Raw genomic sequence first — 13,751 nt, 5'->3', positions numbered from 1 at the left:
GGCTATCAGTCCGCGCGGCTTCGCGACCACCGGGACGAGCCTTCCGGGCCCGTCAAGCCGCGTCTTCCTGCGCTGCGGCCGCTCGACGCTCATCGTGGAGCGCGTTCGCCAGACTGGCACCGGTGAGCTGCGCACGGACAAGTGTCCGCGCCTGCTCCCGTGCGAGGAGGACGACGCCGCCGCGGTCCTCCTCGATCATCAGCAGAGTGACGCCCTCGTTCCAACGCTGCCGCGCGCGCAACTCGCCGGGAATGACCAGGCGCCCGTGGTCATCCAGCGAAGCAGTGAAGGTGGCGGTCATGACGCCCACCGTACCGCTCCCCCACCGATGTGTCAGTCCGCGCGACTGAGGGTCTGCAGCACCTCGGTCTTGGGAGCCGCCGGGAGCACGAACCGGAACTCGGTGCCCACGCCCTCCTCGCTGGTCACGTCCATCGATCCGCCGTGGGCCAGCACGATCGCGCGCGTGATCGTGAGACCCAGCCCCACCCCCGGGACGGCGTTGCGCGTGGCCGTCGAGGCGCGGAAGAACCGGGTGAAGAGCATGCGCTGCTCGTCCTGCGGGATCCCGACCCCGGTGTCGGCGATGGCGACCTGCACCCCGCCGTCGAGGCGACGCACGGCGGCCGTCACTCGACCCCCGCGCGGGGTGAACTTGATGGCGTTCGAGAGGAGGTTGTCCACCGCCTGCCCGAGGCGTCCGGGATCGACCAGCAGCGGGATCGGCTCGTCACCGACCTGCAGCTCCAGTTCGATCCCCTCGCGCTGCGCATGCGGCCCCGCCGAGGCGACCGCCGAGCGCACGAGGTCCGCGATGTCGGCCTCGTCCCGCTCCAGGGGAAAGCGCCCCGATTCCACCTGCGCCGTGAAGAGCAGATCGCCGACGAGGTTCAGCAGGCGCTTCGCGTTGCGCTCGATGATGCCGACGAACTCCTGCTGGTCCTCGGTCAGGGGCTGACCGGGGTCGTTCTGCAACAGGTCGAGGAAGCCGATGATCGCACTCAGCGGCGTCCGGAGCTCATGGGAGATCATCCCCACGAACTCGTCCTTCATGCGCGCGACCTCGACGGCTCTGGTCTCGTCCGTGAGCACGAACAGGTAGCCCTGCTGCGCGCCGGACGGATCCTTGTGCGGGGTGACGGTCACCCGCGCCGGCACCGTCGTGCCACCCGCGGTCCTCACCTCGATGTCGCCGTCGACGGTATGGCCGGCGTCCGCGTGGGCGAAGAGCTCGCGGAGCCCGTCCGGCACTCCTGCGCGGTCGGGCGCCCCGCCCTGCCCCGCCGGCACCCCCGAGACGTCTTCGCGCGACGCGGTGTCCTCGGCGAGCATCTTCAGCGCCGACGGCGAGAAGAAGCGGTCGACGCGCACGTCGTCGAGAGCCTCGTCGTGGGAGAGCCCGAGCAGGCGGACGGCCCCGGGGTTCCACGCCGTGACGCGCCCCTCGCGATCGGTGCCGATCACGGCCTGCGCGGTGATCGACGCCCACAGGCCCTCGAACGAGTCGAGCAGCACGCGGTACTCGTGCTCCTTCTGACGAAGCTGCACGATCATCGAGACGTTCTCGGACAGCGCCTTGGTCCGCTCCGTGACCAGTTCCTCCGCCTGCTGCACCCGCAGCCGCTGCTGCCGGGAGAGCTCGTTCACCACGGCCGCGACGGCCGCGAAGACGAGCGGACCGACGACGCCGCGGAGCCACACCACCGCGTTCGTCGGCGGTTCGACGACGTAGGGGATCAGCAGCGCGAACGACGTGAACGCGCCGACGACGAAGACCCAGCGGATCCCCGGCGCCGCCGCGATCCAGATCACCGGGAGCAGCACGAGCGATCCGAAGAGCGAGGCCGCGCCTCCCGTCCCTGCACGGAAGAGGCCCAGTCCCAGGATGTCGACCATCGGCACCAGCAGCACGATCCAGCCCTCGCGGATGTGCAGCGCGCTGAGCACCCCGGCGTGGAGCGTCGCGACGAGCACGACCGCGAGGCCGGTCAGCGCGAGGGCCACATCGGTGAACGGCAGGCTGGGGATGGCCCAGGTCATCACGCCCGCGATCGCGGCGGCGACGAGAGTCGGGACCTGCTTGACGATCGGGCTCGGGTTGTCGACGACCCGGTACCAGCGGTTCTCGGCACGCTCCAGCGGCGTGGCCCTCATCGCGGCACCCGCTCCACGGCCCGATGCAGGTCCGCCCCCGTGATGGGCTTCGGCAGCGCGGCGTCAGCCGGTGGATACTCCGCGACGTCCAGCACCGAGCTGACGATGAGGAAGCACTCCGGGTAGCGTTCGTGGATCAGCCGGCAGCACGCCTGACCGGAGATGCCGGGGAGCAGCAGGTCCAGGACGGCGACCTGGGGGTCGATGTCCGGGAAGGCGGCGATGGCAGACTCCGCATCGGGCGCGACGAACACGTCGAAGCCCTCCCGATCGAGGTACCGCCCCAGGAGGGTCGCCTGATCCGGAGCGTCCTCGACGACCAGGGCGAGCGGCCGTCCGGTCATCGCAGGAGCAGCTCTCGGACTACGACGATCACGACCACGACGGCGAGGGAGATGAGCGCCTGCGGGATGAGGCGGCGCTCCTTCCGGGCGTCGGCCGTGATCTCCTCCACCTCGGCGTCGTGCGATGGTGCGTCGGTCATGAGTCGACCCGTCCGATCTTCTCGGTCTTGATCCAGGAGGCATCCGCGCGACGCCACTCCTTGAGGTACGAGTCGGCGGTGATCGCGCACAGCAGTGATCCGTAGCCGCAGACGTAGAGCAGCAGGCCCGCGAAGAAGCGTCCGGCCGGAAGCGGCTCGACCGCCCGCGCGAGCCAGATGCCGAGCATCGACACCGGCCCCCAGAGGGCGAACGCCAGCAGCCACAGCACACGCGTCTGCTCCGTCGACTCCTGCCCGGCCGCGCCGATCAGGCCGTCCAGGGCCCAGGGGAACAGCGCCAGGGCCATGAGGATCAGCGCCCCGAGCCCCGGGAACATGATCGCCTCGCGCCAGGACTGCCGCCCGATGCGCGGATCGAGCTGGACGGAGTAGAGCATCGAGAAGATGTAGATGGCCGCCGCGGCGATCCACATGAACCGGAACACGAACTCCGCGACGTCGCTGTGCAGGAGCAGGAGGACGATCATCGCGGTGGCGGCGAGGAGCAGGAGCGCCGGCATCAGCAGGATCGTGAACCAGGCCAGCCCGAAGGGGATGCTGCCCAGGTTGTGGTCGCGACTCGGACGGAACCAGAGCTTCTTGTAGATCGAGGTGAGCTGCACGTTGCCGCGCGCCCAGCGCAGCCGCTGCTTCCAGAGACTCTCGATCGTCCGCGGCTCCTCGGCGAGCACCACGGCGTGCGGCTCGAACACCATCCGGCGGCCGTGGAGCTGACTCTCGAAGGTCGTCATGGTGTCCTCGGCGAGCGTGCCCGTCGGGATGCGACCGCCGATCGCCTCGAGGTTCGCGCGGGAATGCAGCTGGGCGCCCCCGGCGAGGCAGGCGATCGCTCCCCCGACGTTCTGCGTGCGCCGTGCCGAGAGCTGGCCGATGACGTACTCGATCGCGATGAACCGGGTGAGGTAGTTGCGGTCCCTGCTGCCCTCCGCGATGTAGGCCGTGACGGCCCCGACCTCCTCGTCCGCGAGGTGCCGGGTGAGCTTGCGCAGGGAGTCCCGCGCGAAGATCACGTCGGCGTCCATGATGAGCACCGCTTCGGTCCACGGGTCGGCGAGCACGACGTCGAGGCCGTGGTTCAGCGTGTGCGCCTTGCCCTCGCCACCCTTCTCGCGCCGCAGGTGGACCACGCGCCCCGGGTAGGTCGCCGCCTTCTGCTGCACGATCGCCGGGGTGTCGTCCGTGGATGCGTCGTCGACGACGAAGACGCGGAGGCGCTCGGCGGGGTACTCGAGCTGGAGCAGCCGCTCGATCGCGGGGCCGATGACCAGGCCCTCGTTCCACGCCGGGATGACCACGGCCACGTTCGGGTGGTACGGCGCGGCCTTGCCGCAGTGATTGCGGAAGGCGTGCAGCGGCAGCATGAGGAACTGCAGCCCGGTGTTGACGACCGGGAGCGTGCCGATCAGCACGCAGAGGAGGAGGATGACGACGACGACCGTCTCGATCCAGGTCAGCTCGGGCATCAGCGTCCTTCCGTCCCTTCGAGCAGCGGGAGGATGCGGGAGTACCGGCCGACGTCTGCGGCCACGTGGCTGTCGGTGGACGCGACGATCCCGGCACCCGCGCGCTCCAGCGCGGTCAGCGCCTCCGCGCCGGGGCACACCCACTTCTCGTTGACCTCGACGAGGGTGTCCGTCTCCGCGGCGGCGCGAGCCCAGGCCTCGAGGCGCTCGGCTCCGAGCTCCTCCTCCGCGAGACCGATCTTCGGCAGGATCGAGAAGCAGTGCGCGAGCTGGTTGCCCGGATGGCGTCGCATGGTCGCGATGACCGCGTCCGTGAACTGGTCGAGGACGTCGGTCGGCGCCCACCCCGCGGCGATGCGCTCGCGGACGGCGGTGGGACCGAGCGGCCCGTCCACGCCGGGGAACTGATGGTCGGCGATGAGGATCCGGTCGATGCCCACAGGCAGCACCGGCATGTCGAGTTCCCCCGAGGCGTCGAGGATCTTCGCCTCGACGCCCGTGAGCACCGTGAGTCCGTCCGGAACGCGCAGCCGACGGACCGCGGCGAGGTACTCCGGCACCCAGGTCGTGCTCTGCCGTACGTGGTCGACGAGGCGGACCGTCTCGAGACCGACGGCCGCAGCGGCGGCGACGTTCTCCGCCAGCGTGGAGACCGCGTCATCGGAGAACGTGGAGTGGACGTGGTGGTCTCCGCGCAGGGCGGGATGGCTCACAGTTCCTCCTGGTGACCGGCGTGCGCCGACACGAGCACGTCGTCGACCTCGACGATCACGTCCTCCAGGAAGCGCACCGATGCGACCTCGCGGAAGGGCACCTGCACCGGGATCTCCCGACCGAGGAAGAGGTCGGCGACGAGCGACGGGATGTCGACTCCGGCGGCGATCGTCAGCGGGAGCGCCCCGGGGAAGCGCGGGTTGACCTCGAGCAGCACGGCCCGCCCGTCCCGATCGCGACGGAGTTGCACGTTGGCGACGCCGACGAGGCCGATCGCCCGCGCGATGGCGGCGGCGGTCTCCTCGAGCTCGGGATCGCGGAGGGTGCGACCGGCGATGGCGACCCCCGAGTCCACACGGGCGCGGGTGCGCGGGACCGCCGCGACCACACCGCCGGACGCGTCGGCGATCACATCGACCGAGTACTCCTCGCCCGGGAGGAAGTCCTGCACGATCAGCCCCTCATCGGTGGGGAGGGCGGCGAGCGCCTCGGCGTCCGGGACGAGGCGCACACCGCGACTGCCCGCACCCTGGCGGGGCTTGGCGAACACGGGGAACTCCCACGCGACTTCCGCGGCATCCGGCCCGGCGAGCACGGTGCGCGGCACACGACCGGTCGGCGCGCAGCGCTCCGCGAGAGCGAGCTTGTCGAGGGCCGTGTGCAGCGTGTCGGCGGGCGGCGCGGCGAGGACCGCGGGGGCCAGCTCATCGCGGCGGTCCGCGAGGGCGATCAGCTCCACGTCGACGGTCGAGATCACGAGGTCGAGACCGTCCTCCGCGACCATCCGCGCGATCGCCGGCACGAAGTCCTCGTCACGCCCCGGGGGAACCAGACGGCGTTGCGCCGGTGGCACGAGGTAGATGCCGCTCGCCCATCCGTCCATGTCGGCCGCGAAGACCGTCAGATCGGGCCGTCGCAGCAGGGAGCGGATCACGGCGACGCCGGCGGGGCCTCCGGCTCCGGTGACCAGTACGCGCTTCGTCATCAGCTCTCCCGTCGACTCAGTTCATGGGCGCCGATGAACTCGGCGGTCTCGCGCACGACCTCCAGCGGCTCGACCGCCTCGCCGCCGCCGAACCGCGACCAGTAGCGTGCGGTGGCGGTGACGAACTCCGGCGCGAGATACTCCCGGTTCGCCGCGGTCTGGGACTGGAAGCACTCCAGCAGCCGCAGCTTGTCATCCAGGAAGCGGTCGATGCGGACGAAGCGCGTGGGCCGGTAGTCGATGGTCGCGGAAGGGCTCTGGTAGCAGGCGACCGTGCCGACGCGGCGGGTCGCGACGATCGTCGCCTCGTTCACCGCGCGGTGATCCTGGTGGCGGTCGTGGTGCGAGTGCGTGTAGACGATGGTCGGCTGGATCTCCTGCACGACCTCCTCGATGAGGCGGACGGTCGATCCTCCGCCCGAGATCTCGGTGTCGATGAGGTCTTTGACGAACAGGCGCGCCCCCACCTGCTCGGCCGCGGCGAGCGACTCATGCTGGCGACTGTCCGCATCACCGCCGCGCGCTCCGCGGGAGAGCGTGAGGATCGTGATCTGATCGCCGGCGGCCGCGTGCGCCGCGAGGATGCCGCCGACGCCGATCTCGACGTCGTCCGGGTGCGCCCCGATGGCGAGGACGACCTCGCCGGTCTTCGCCTCCGCCTTCCGGCGCCGGGACTCCTCGACGAGCCGGGTGACCGACTCCACGAGTCGGGCGTTGTCGAGCGGCTTGGTGAGGAACTCGTCGGCCTGCGCCCGGAGCGCCGACACGGCGTACTCGACCGAGACGTGCGCGGTCATCACGACGACCGGCACGGTCGGCATGAGGCGCCGCAGTTCCGCGAGCAGCTCCAGGCCGCTGAGCCCCGGCATCTCGATGTCGGTCACGACGACGTCGGGTTTCACCGCCGCGGCCTTCTCGAGCGCCGACCGGCCGTCGTCCGCGAGATCGACGACGCAGCCGGCACGCCGTTCCAGGACGGTCTTGACGAGCAGGGCGACGTCGTGGTCGTCGTCGACGACGAGGATGCGAGGGGGGACCTCAGCCATGTACAGCTCTCCTTGGGGAGATTCCCTGCCGGGGGGATTCGGCGGTGCGAGCTCGGTGCCTTCATCACCGGGCCGCAGGGAAAGTCGAGCAGGGTACGTCGATTCTGGCACAGGGCTCCACCCCCGGCCCGCAGCGCGTCAGCCCGCGCGCGCCGCCCGCTTCTCCTTCTGATAGACCCGGATCGCCTCGTAGCGCTCCGCCGATCGCGCCCGCCTCTTCGCCGCCTGCTCCTCGCGGTTCTTGGGCGGTGCCGAGGTCACGAGATCGTCGAGCAGCCGCCGCGTGGCCACGGCGATCTCGGCCACCGCGCGATCGAACACCTCGCGGTTCGCGCGCGAGGGCGCCGTCGTCCCGGAGATCTTGCGGACGAACTGGAGCGCGGCCTCCTGGCACTCCTCATCCGTGGCTGCCGGCTCGAGGTTGTTCAGAGGCACGATGTTTCGGCACATACCGGCACCGTACGCGCGGCGCGCGGGGCCCGGAAGGGGGATGGCATGCCCGTCCCTCCGTCGCTACGCTCTGGGCTACGACCGGAACCGAGGAGAGATCATGACCGACGCACCGTCGCCCGACGCCCCGCCGCCCTACAACCCGCCGCCGCCCGGCGGCGCGCCCTCGCCGTATCCCGCGGCCTCCGCTCCCCCGCCCGGCGCCCCCTACGCGCAGGACGCGCCGACCTCGCCGCCCGGGCGGGTGCTGTCGATCATCGGCCTCGTGCTGGCGTTCCTGCTGCCGCCGGTCGGCCTCATCCTCAGCATCATCGCCGCCGTGCAGCTCGGCAAGGCGAAGGCCCCCAAGGGCATCGCGATCGCCGGCATCATCGTCGGCGCCATCCTGACGATCTTCGCGATCATCGGGATCGTCCTGCTGGTGACCGTGCTGGCCGGCGTGATCGGGACGTGCGCCGAGCTCGGACCCGGGGTGTGGGACGTCGGCGGCGTCACCTACCGCTGCGGCTGACCGCACCGCGGACGACGAGGGGCCGGATGCAGCGCATCCGGCCCCTCCTGCGTCCCCCTTCCCGGGGGCCGCTGTCACTTCTTGTAGTTCGGCGCCTCGACGACGATCTGCACATCGTGCGGGTGCGACTCCTTGAGTCCCGCCGAGGTGATGCGCACGAACTTGCCGCGCTGCTTGAGCTCCTCGATGGTGCGCGCACCGACGTAGAACATCGACTGCCGCAGCCCGCCGACGAGCTGGTAGGCGACGGCGGAGAGCGGGCCGCGGTACGGGACCTGGCCCTCGATGCCCTCCGGGATCAGCTTGTCGTCACTGGGCACGTCGGCCTGGAAGTAGCGGTCCTTCGAGTACGAGGTCTGCTTGCCGCGCGTCTGCATGGCGCCGAGCGATCCCATCCCGCGGTACTGCTTGAACTGCTTGCCCGACTGGAAGACGATCTCGCCCGGCGACTCGTCCGTGCCGGCGAGCAGCGAGCCGAGCATCACGGCGTCGGCGCCGGCGACCAGGGCCTTCGCGATGTCGCCCGAGTACTGCAGGCCGCCGTCGGCGATCACCGGGACGCCGGCCGGACGCGCCGCGAGCGACGCCTCGTAGACGGCCGTCACCTGCGGCACGCCGACACCGGCGACCACGCGCGTCGTGCAGATCGAGCCGGGACCCACGCCCACCTTGACCGCGTCGACACCGGCGTCCACCAGCGCCTGCGCGCCCTCGCGGGTGGCGACGTTGCCGCCGATGACGTCGATGTGCGCGAACGACTCGTCGGCCTTGAGGCGCTTGACGAGGTCGATCACGCCCTGGGACTGCCCGTTGGCGGTGTCGACGACGAGCACGTCGACGCCGGCGTCGCGGAGGGCCTCGGCGCGCTCCCAGGCGTCGCCGAAGAAACCGATCGCCGCGCCCACCCGCAGGCGGCCCTGGTCGTCCTTGGTGGCGAGCGGGTACTTCTCGCTCTTGTCGAAGTCCTTGATGGTGATGAGGCCGGCGAGCTTGCCGTCCTCGTCGATGAGGGGCAGCTTCTCGACGCGGTGCTTCGCGAACAGCGCGATGACCTCGCCTGCCGCGACGCCCACCGGGGCGGTGACGAGGTTCTCCCTCGTCATGACATCCTTCACGAACGTGCTCTGGCGCTCGAAGCCGGAGACGAAGCGCATGTCCCGGTTCGTGATGATGCCGACCAGACGACCCTCGTCGTCCACGACCGGGAGACCGGAGATCCGGTACTTGGCGCACAGCGCGTCGACCTCCTCCACGGTCGCGTCCTGCGTCGTGGTGATGGGGTCGGTGATCATGCCGGACTCGCTCCGCTTCACGCGGTCGACGTGCGCGGCCTGGTCGGCGATCGAGAGGTTGCGGTGCAGGATGCCGATGCCACCCTCCCGCGCCATGGCGATCGCCATGCGGGACTCGGTCACGGTGTCCATCGCGCTGGAGAGGAGCGGCGTCGCGACGGAGATCCGCCGCGTGATCCGGGACGACGTGTCGGCCTCGCTGGGGATGACGTCGGTGTGCCCGGGGAGCAGCAGCACGTCATCGTAGGTCAGTCCGACGAAGCCGAAGGGATCGTGCTGGTCCATGGAATCTCCTCCTGCGCGAGTGGCGCGGATCCGGGTGCGAATGGGGGGTCGACGTCGGCCGGTGCGCGGGCGTGACCCGTATGGAGATTCTAAGCGAGACACGCCCGAGAACATTCCCAGAGCCCTGTCGTTACCGGACCGTTGGCCCGGACGATAGGTGAATCGCCGATCGCCCATTACGCTCAAGTGCGTCGTCCATCCCCGCGGTTCGACCCGAGTCCGCGGAGACAGCACTCACAGTGGAGGTTGCGTGGGACCCACAGCACTCGCCGGACCGCGAAAGCGCCCTTGGGCCTTCGCCTTCTTCGGAATCCTGATGGCGCTCGCGGCATCGCTCCTCCTCCCTCCCTCAGCCGCATCCGCGGAGACGACGGACGACGGCCAGGAGGTCACCGACTTCTACTTCGCCGGCGTCGTCACCGACGGCGACGAGCCCGTCGAGGGCGTCGTGATGACGATCGAGGGCAACGGCTTCGACGCCGAGACCGAGACCGACGCCGAGGGCAAGTGGCGCCTGTACGTGCCGGAGAAGGAGACGTACACCCTGACGGTCGACGAGTCCACGCTTCCGGACGGCGTGATCGTCGACGCGACGCAGCTCCCCGAGGGGATCCAGCCCGTCTCGGGCACGACCGCCTCGTTCGAGCTGGAGTTCGGGCTCACCGGCACGAAGATCGTGAACTTCTTCCTCGGCGAGGGCGAGCGGGTGACCGTCTCCTTCCTCGACCAGCTCCTGTCGCGCATGGTGGGCGGTCTGAACTTCGGTCTGCTGCTGGGGCTCGCCTCGATGGGCGCCGCGCTGATCTACGGCACGACCCGGCTGTCGAACTTCGCGCACGGCGAGATGGTGAGCTGGGGCGCGGTGGTCACGCTCGTCGTCACCTCGTTCTGGCAGCTCCCGCTGTGGGCCGGCATCATCGCCGCGGTCATCGGCGGTGCGGCGCTCGGCTGGGCTCTGGACGCCGGCATCTGGAAGCCGCTGCGGCGCCGGGGTCTGGGCGTCGTCCAGCTCATGATCGTCAGCATCGGCCTCTCGCTGGCCCTCCGCTACGGTCTGCAGTACATCATCGGCGGCAACACCTATCAGCTGCCCGGTTCCAGCCCGGAGCCCATCCGTCTCGGGCCGATCTCCCTGTCGTACATCGACCTGATCGGCATGGCGACCAGCATCATCGTGATCCTCGGCGTCGCGTTCTTCCTCACCCGCACCCGCACCGGCAAGGCGACGAGGGCGATCTCGGACAACCCGCAGCTCGCCGCCGCCTCCGGCATCGACGTGGACAAGGTCATCCGCATCGTCTGGATCCTCGCCGGCACCCTGGCCGCGATCTCCGGGATCCTCTGGGCGTACTTCCGCCCCGGCGTGAAGTGGGACATGGGTATGCAGATGCTGCTGCTGATGTTCTGCGCCATCACGCTCGGCGGGCTCGGCTCGGCGATCGGCGCCCTGATCGGCTCGATCATCGTCGGCCTCGCGGTCGAGGTGTCCACGCTCCTCGGGGTGCCGACCGACCTCAAGTACGCCAGCGCCCTCGTCGCGCTGATCATCATCCTGCTCGTGCGACCGCAGGGCATCCTCGGACGCAAGGAAAGGTTGGGCTGACGCATGGACTTCGGAAGCATCTTCGGCAACACCGCCTCCTACCTGTTCAGCCCGACGACGATCGCCTACGCGCTCGCGGCCACCGGCCTCGCTGTGCACTTCGGCTACACGGGTCTGCTCAACTTCGGCATGGCGGCCTTCATGGCGATCGGCGGCTACGGCTACGCGATCTCGATCCTCACCTTCGGCTTCCCGTGGTGGCTGGGCGTGCTCGTCGGCATCACCGGCGGAGCGCTCTTCGCCCTGCTGCTGGGCATCCCGACGCTGCGTCTGCGCGCCGACTACCTCGCCATCGCGACCATCGCGGCCGCGGAGGTCGTGCGCCTGATGTTCGTCACGGAGCTGTTCAAGGACTGGACGAACTCCGCCGGCGGGCTCTCCGGCTACCACCAGAGCTTCCGCGATGCCAACCCGTTCCCTCCGGGGACGTACGGCTTCGGCCCGTGGACGTACAACGCGAACGACCTCTGGGTGCGTGTGTTCGGTCTGCTCACCCTCGCTCTGACGATCCTCGTGGTCTGGGCGCTCATGCGCAGCCCGTGGGGCCGCGTGCTCAAGGGCATCCGCGAGGACGAGGACGCCGTGCGGTCGCTCGGTAAGAACGTCTTCGCGTACAAGATGCAGGCGCTCGTGGTGGGTGGTGTGATCGGTGCGCTCGGCGGCATCGTCTTCGTCCTGCCCTCGGCGGTCATCCCCGGCAGCTACTCGACGTCGCTGACGTTCTTCCTGTGGACGATCCTGCTCCTCGGCGGTGCGGCGACGGTCTTCGGCCCGACGCTCGGCGCCGTGCTCTTCTGGGTGGTGTTCGCCTTCCTCGGCGCGCTCCTCCCGGCGATGGCCACGGCCGGCTACCTGCCCATGACGAGCGCACAGGCCGACGTGGTGCGCTACATCCTCATCGGCATCGTGCTGATGCTCATCGTCGTGTTCCGCCCGCAGGGCATCCTGGGGAACAAGAGGGAGATGACCTTTGTCAAGTGAGAACGACGCGGCCGTCACGCCCGCGAAGAGCGCTCCCCGCGCCAAGACCACCGGCCTCGCCGCGGGTCCCGCCGCCCCCGGAGTCAAGAAGGTCGACCCGATCCTCGTCGTGGACGCGGTGCAGCGGCGCTTCGGCGGACTGACCGCCGTCGACGTCGATCACCTCGAGATCCCGCGTGGCGCCATCACGGCACTCATCGGCCCCAACGGCGCCGGGAAGACCACGCTGTTCAACCTCCTCTGCGGGTTCGACAAGCCCAATAGCGGTACCTGGTCGTACGACGGCAAGAGCCTCTCCGGCATCCCGTCCTTCAAAGTCGCCCGGATGGGCCAGGTGCGCACCTTCCAGCTCACCAAGTCGCTGTCGCTGCTGACCGTGCTGGAGAACATGAAGCTCGGAGCGAAGGACCAGCGCGGCGAGGGCTTCTGGGCCGGGCTCTTCCCCTTCCTCTGGCGCGCGCAGGAGCAGGAGATCGAGCAGCGGGCCCACGAGCTCCTCGTGCGCTTCAAGCTCGACGCCAAGGAGCAGGACTTCGCCGCCTCCCTCTCCGGCGGTCAGCGCAAGCTCCTGGAGATGGCACGGGCGCTCATGAGCGACCCGAACCTGGTGATGCTCGACGAGCCGATGGCCGGGGTGAACCCCGCCCTCACGCAGTCGCTCCTCGACCACATCCTCGACCTCAAGGACCTCGGGATGACGGTGCTCTTCGTGGAGCACGACATGCACATGGTGCGTCACATCGCCGATTGGGTCGTCGTGATGGCCGAGGGGCGCGTGGTGGCCGAGGGGCCTCCGGAGACCGTCATGGAGGACCCCGCGGTCGTGGACGCCTACCTGGGCGCCCATCAGGACGTGGACCTCGGCGCCGTCACCGGCCGCCTCCCGGTGATCTCGGACGCCGACGCGGAGCGCATCCGCGAGCAGATCGAGACGGAGGTCGAGGCCGAGGTCGAGGCCGAGGACGCCGCCGAGGAGGACAAGGCATGAGCACCGCGATCCCCGCCGAGGGCACCCCCGAGACCGGCGACGTCATCGTCGAGCTGAAGGACGTGCACGCAGGCTACCTGCCGGGAGTGAACATCCTCAACGGCGCGAACCTCGTCGCCCGCCAGGGCGAGCTCATCGGCATCATCGGCCCGAACGGCGCCGGGAAGTCGACGCTCCTCAAGGCGATCTTCGGCATGGTGAACGTCCGCGAGGGCGACATCACCGTCAAGGGCGAGAGCATCGTCGGCCTCAAGGCCGACAAGCTCGTACGCCGCGGTGTCGCCTTCGTGCCGCAGACGAACAACGTGTTCCCGTCACTCACCATCCAGGAGAACCTGGAGATGGGGCTCTACCAGAACCCGAAGATCTTCGCGGAGCGGCTCGAGTTCGTCAGCAGCATCTTCGCCGAGATCGGCAAACGCCTGAAGCAGCGTGCGGGCTCGCTCTCCGGCGGCGAGCGCCAGATGGTCGCCATGTCCCGCGCGCTCATGATGGACCCGTCCGTGCTGCTGCTGGACGAGCCGTCCGCCGGCCTCTCCCCCGTGCGGCAGGACGACGCCTTCATCCGCGTCTCCGACATCAACAAGGCGGGCGTGACGACGATCATGGTCGAGCAGAACGCCCGTCGGTGCCTGCAGATCTGCGACCGCGGCTACGTGCTCGACCAGGGGAAGGACGCCTACGAGGGCACCGGTCGGGAGCTGCTGAACGATCCGAAGGTCATCGGCCTCTACCTCGGCACCCTCGGGACCGACGCCGCCTGAGACCTCGCGC

General features: G+C 69.8%; 15 protein-coding genes. 5 read left to right on the top strand and 10 right to left on the bottom strand.

Annotated elements, in window-relative coordinates:
* Positions 1-52: 52 nt before the first annotated feature.
* From MICNX66_RS04330 to MICNX66_RS04290, 9 genes are all read right to left on the bottom strand, one after another.
* On the bottom strand, positions 53-301 hold the full coding sequence (locus tag MICNX66_RS04330; protein WP_187663436.1) for an AbrB/MazE/SpoVT family DNA-binding domain-containing protein: 249 nt from the start codon (positions 299-301) through the stop codon (positions 53-55).
* A gap of 32 nt (positions 302-333) precedes the next feature.
* Positions 334-2,154: a sensor histidine kinase gene (locus MICNX66_RS04325; RefSeq protein WP_187663435.1), complete on the bottom strand. Its 1,821-nt coding sequence runs from the start codon at positions 2,152-2,154 to the stop codon at positions 334-336.
* Positions 2,151-2,498 (bottom strand): response regulator, encoded by a 348-nt coding sequence (locus MICNX66_RS04320; protein ID WP_025103741.1) that lies wholly within the window; start codon positions 2,496-2,498, stop codon positions 2,151-2,153. The genes MICNX66_RS04325 and MICNX66_RS04320 overlap by 4 nt, the downstream gene beginning before the upstream one ends.
* Entirely contained in the window at positions 2,495-2,638 is a 144-nt protein-coding gene (locus MICNX66_RS04315) for a hypothetical protein (protein WP_187663434.1), read from the bottom strand. Before MICNX66_RS04315 ends, MICNX66_RS04320 begins: the two co-directional genes overlap by 4 nt.
* Positions 2,635-4,122, bottom strand: coding sequence for a glycosyltransferase family 2 protein (locus MICNX66_RS04310; protein ID WP_187663433.1), 1,488 nt, complete (start codon positions 4,120-4,122; stop codon positions 2,635-2,637). The genes MICNX66_RS04315 and MICNX66_RS04310 overlap by 4 nt, the downstream gene beginning before the upstream one ends.
* On the bottom strand, positions 4,122-4,835 hold the full coding sequence (locus MICNX66_RS04305; RefSeq protein WP_187663432.1) for a PHP domain-containing protein: 714 nt from the start codon (positions 4,833-4,835) through the stop codon (positions 4,122-4,124). The genes MICNX66_RS04310 and MICNX66_RS04305 overlap by 1 nt, the downstream gene beginning before the upstream one ends.
* Entirely contained in the window at positions 4,832-5,821 is a 990-nt protein-coding gene (locus MICNX66_RS04300; protein WP_187663431.1) for an ATP-grasp domain-containing protein, read from the bottom strand. Before MICNX66_RS04300 ends, MICNX66_RS04305 begins: the two co-directional genes overlap by 4 nt.
* On the bottom strand, positions 5,821-6,867 hold the full coding sequence (locus MICNX66_RS04295) for a response regulator (protein ID WP_187663430.1): 1,047 nt from the start codon (positions 6,865-6,867) through the stop codon (positions 5,821-5,823). The genes MICNX66_RS04300 and MICNX66_RS04295 overlap by 1 nt, the downstream gene beginning before the upstream one ends.
* 138 nt (positions 6,868-7,005) lie before the next feature.
* Positions 7,006-7,317: a DUF2277 domain-containing protein gene (locus MICNX66_RS04290; protein WP_187663429.1), complete on the bottom strand. Its 312-nt coding sequence runs from the start codon at positions 7,315-7,317 to the stop codon at positions 7,006-7,008.
* A gap of 100 nt (positions 7,318-7,417) precedes the next feature.
* Here MICNX66_RS04290 and MICNX66_RS04285 point away from each other — a divergent pair, with 100 nt between their 5' ends.
* Positions 7,418-7,828, top strand: a complete 411-nt coding sequence (locus tag MICNX66_RS04285) for a hypothetical protein (RefSeq protein ID WP_187663428.1) — start codon at positions 7,418-7,420, stop codon at positions 7,826-7,828.
* Between the two features lie 74 nt (positions 7,829-7,902).
* Here MICNX66_RS04285 and guaB read toward each other — a convergent pair whose 3' ends face one another.
* Entirely contained in the window at positions 7,903-9,405 is a 1,503-nt protein-coding gene (guaB, locus tag MICNX66_RS04280; protein WP_025103734.1) for an IMP dehydrogenase, read from the bottom strand.
* 316 nt (positions 9,406-9,721) lie between these two features.
* Here guaB and MICNX66_RS04275 point away from each other — a divergent pair, with 316 nt between their 5' ends.
* From MICNX66_RS04275 to MICNX66_RS04260, 4 genes are read left to right on the top strand one after another with little or no spacing between them, the layout of a single operon-like run.
* Complete coding sequence (locus MICNX66_RS04275; protein WP_187663427.1) at positions 9,722-11,008, top strand: branched-chain amino acid ABC transporter permease; 1,287 nt, start codon at positions 9,722-9,724, stop codon at positions 11,006-11,008.
* Between the two features lie 3 nt (positions 11,009-11,011).
* Positions 11,012-11,989 (top strand): branched-chain amino acid ABC transporter permease, encoded by a 978-nt coding sequence (locus MICNX66_RS04270; protein ID WP_025103732.1) that lies wholly within the window; start codon positions 11,012-11,014, stop codon positions 11,987-11,989.
* A complete protein-coding gene (locus MICNX66_RS04265; RefSeq protein WP_187663426.1) occupies positions 11,979-12,977 on the top strand; it encodes an ABC transporter ATP-binding protein in 999 nt (332 codons plus the stop codon). The genes MICNX66_RS04270 and MICNX66_RS04265 overlap by 11 nt, the downstream gene beginning before the upstream one ends.
* Positions 12,974-13,741 carry an ABC transporter ATP-binding protein gene (locus MICNX66_RS04260; RefSeq protein ID WP_187663425.1) on the top strand — a complete coding sequence of 256 codons (768 nt, stop codon included), beginning with the start codon at positions 12,974-12,976 and terminating at the stop codon, positions 13,739-13,741. The genes MICNX66_RS04265 and MICNX66_RS04260 overlap by 4 nt, the downstream gene beginning before the upstream one ends.
* Positions 13,742-13,751 lie beyond the last annotated feature (10 nt).

The sequence above is a fragment of the Microbacterium sp. Nx66 genome (genome assembly GCF_904066215.1).
Lineage (GTDB): Bacteria > Actinomycetota > Actinomycetes > Actinomycetales > Microbacteriaceae > Microbacterium > Microbacterium meiriae.
The sequence above is the reverse complement of the archived record's forward strand: the minus strand, read 5'-3'. Positions and strand labels throughout refer to the sequence as shown.

Excerpts from the sequence above, each read along its gene's own strand:
- MICNX66_RS04290 (WP_187663429.1), bottom strand. The coding sequence starts at position 7,317 with ATGTGCCGAAACATCGTGCCTCTGAACAACCTCGAGCCGGCAGCCACG.
- MICNX66_RS04300 (WP_187663431.1), bottom strand. The coding sequence starts at position 5,821 with ATGACGAAGCGCGTACTGGTCACCGGAGCCGGAGGCCCCGCCGGCGTC.
- MICNX66_RS04330 (WP_187663436.1), bottom strand. The coding sequence starts at position 301 with ATGACCGCCACCTTCACTGCTTCGCTGGATGACCACGGGCGCCTGGTC.
- MICNX66_RS04310 (WP_187663433.1), bottom strand. The coding sequence starts at position 4,122 with ATGCCCGAGCTGACCTGGATCGAGACGGTCGTCGTCGTCATCCTCCTC.
- MICNX66_RS04285 (WP_187663428.1), top strand. The coding sequence starts at position 7,418 with ATGACCGACGCACCGTCGCCCGACGCCCCGCCGCCCTACAACCCGCCG.
- MICNX66_RS04295 (WP_187663430.1), bottom strand. The coding sequence starts at position 6,867 with ATGGCTGAGGTCCCCCCTCGCATCCTCGTCGTCGACGACGACCACGAC.
- MICNX66_RS04315 (WP_187663434.1), bottom strand. The coding sequence starts at position 2,638 with ATGACCGACGCACCATCGCACGACGCCGAGGTGGAGGAGATCACGGCC.
- MICNX66_RS04275 (WP_187663427.1), top strand. The coding sequence starts at position 9,722 with ATGGCGCTCGCGGCATCGCTCCTCCTCCCTCCCTCAGCCGCATCCGCG.
- MICNX66_RS04260 (WP_187663425.1), top strand. The coding sequence starts at position 12,974 with ATGAGCACCGCGATCCCCGCCGAGGGCACCCCCGAGACCGGCGACGTC.
- MICNX66_RS04320 (WP_025103741.1), bottom strand. The coding sequence starts at position 2,498 with ATGACCGGACGGCCGCTCGCCCTGGTCGTCGAGGACGCTCCGGATCAG.
- MICNX66_RS04325 (WP_187663435.1), bottom strand. The coding sequence starts at position 2,154 with ATGAGGGCCACGCCGCTGGAGCGTGCCGAGAACCGCTGGTACCGGGTC.
- MICNX66_RS04270 (WP_025103732.1), top strand. The coding sequence starts at position 11,012 with ATGGACTTCGGAAGCATCTTCGGCAACACCGCCTCCTACCTGTTCAGC.
- guaB (WP_025103734.1), bottom strand. The coding sequence starts at position 9,405 with ATGGACCAGCACGATCCCTTCGGCTTCGTCGGACTGACCTACGATGAC.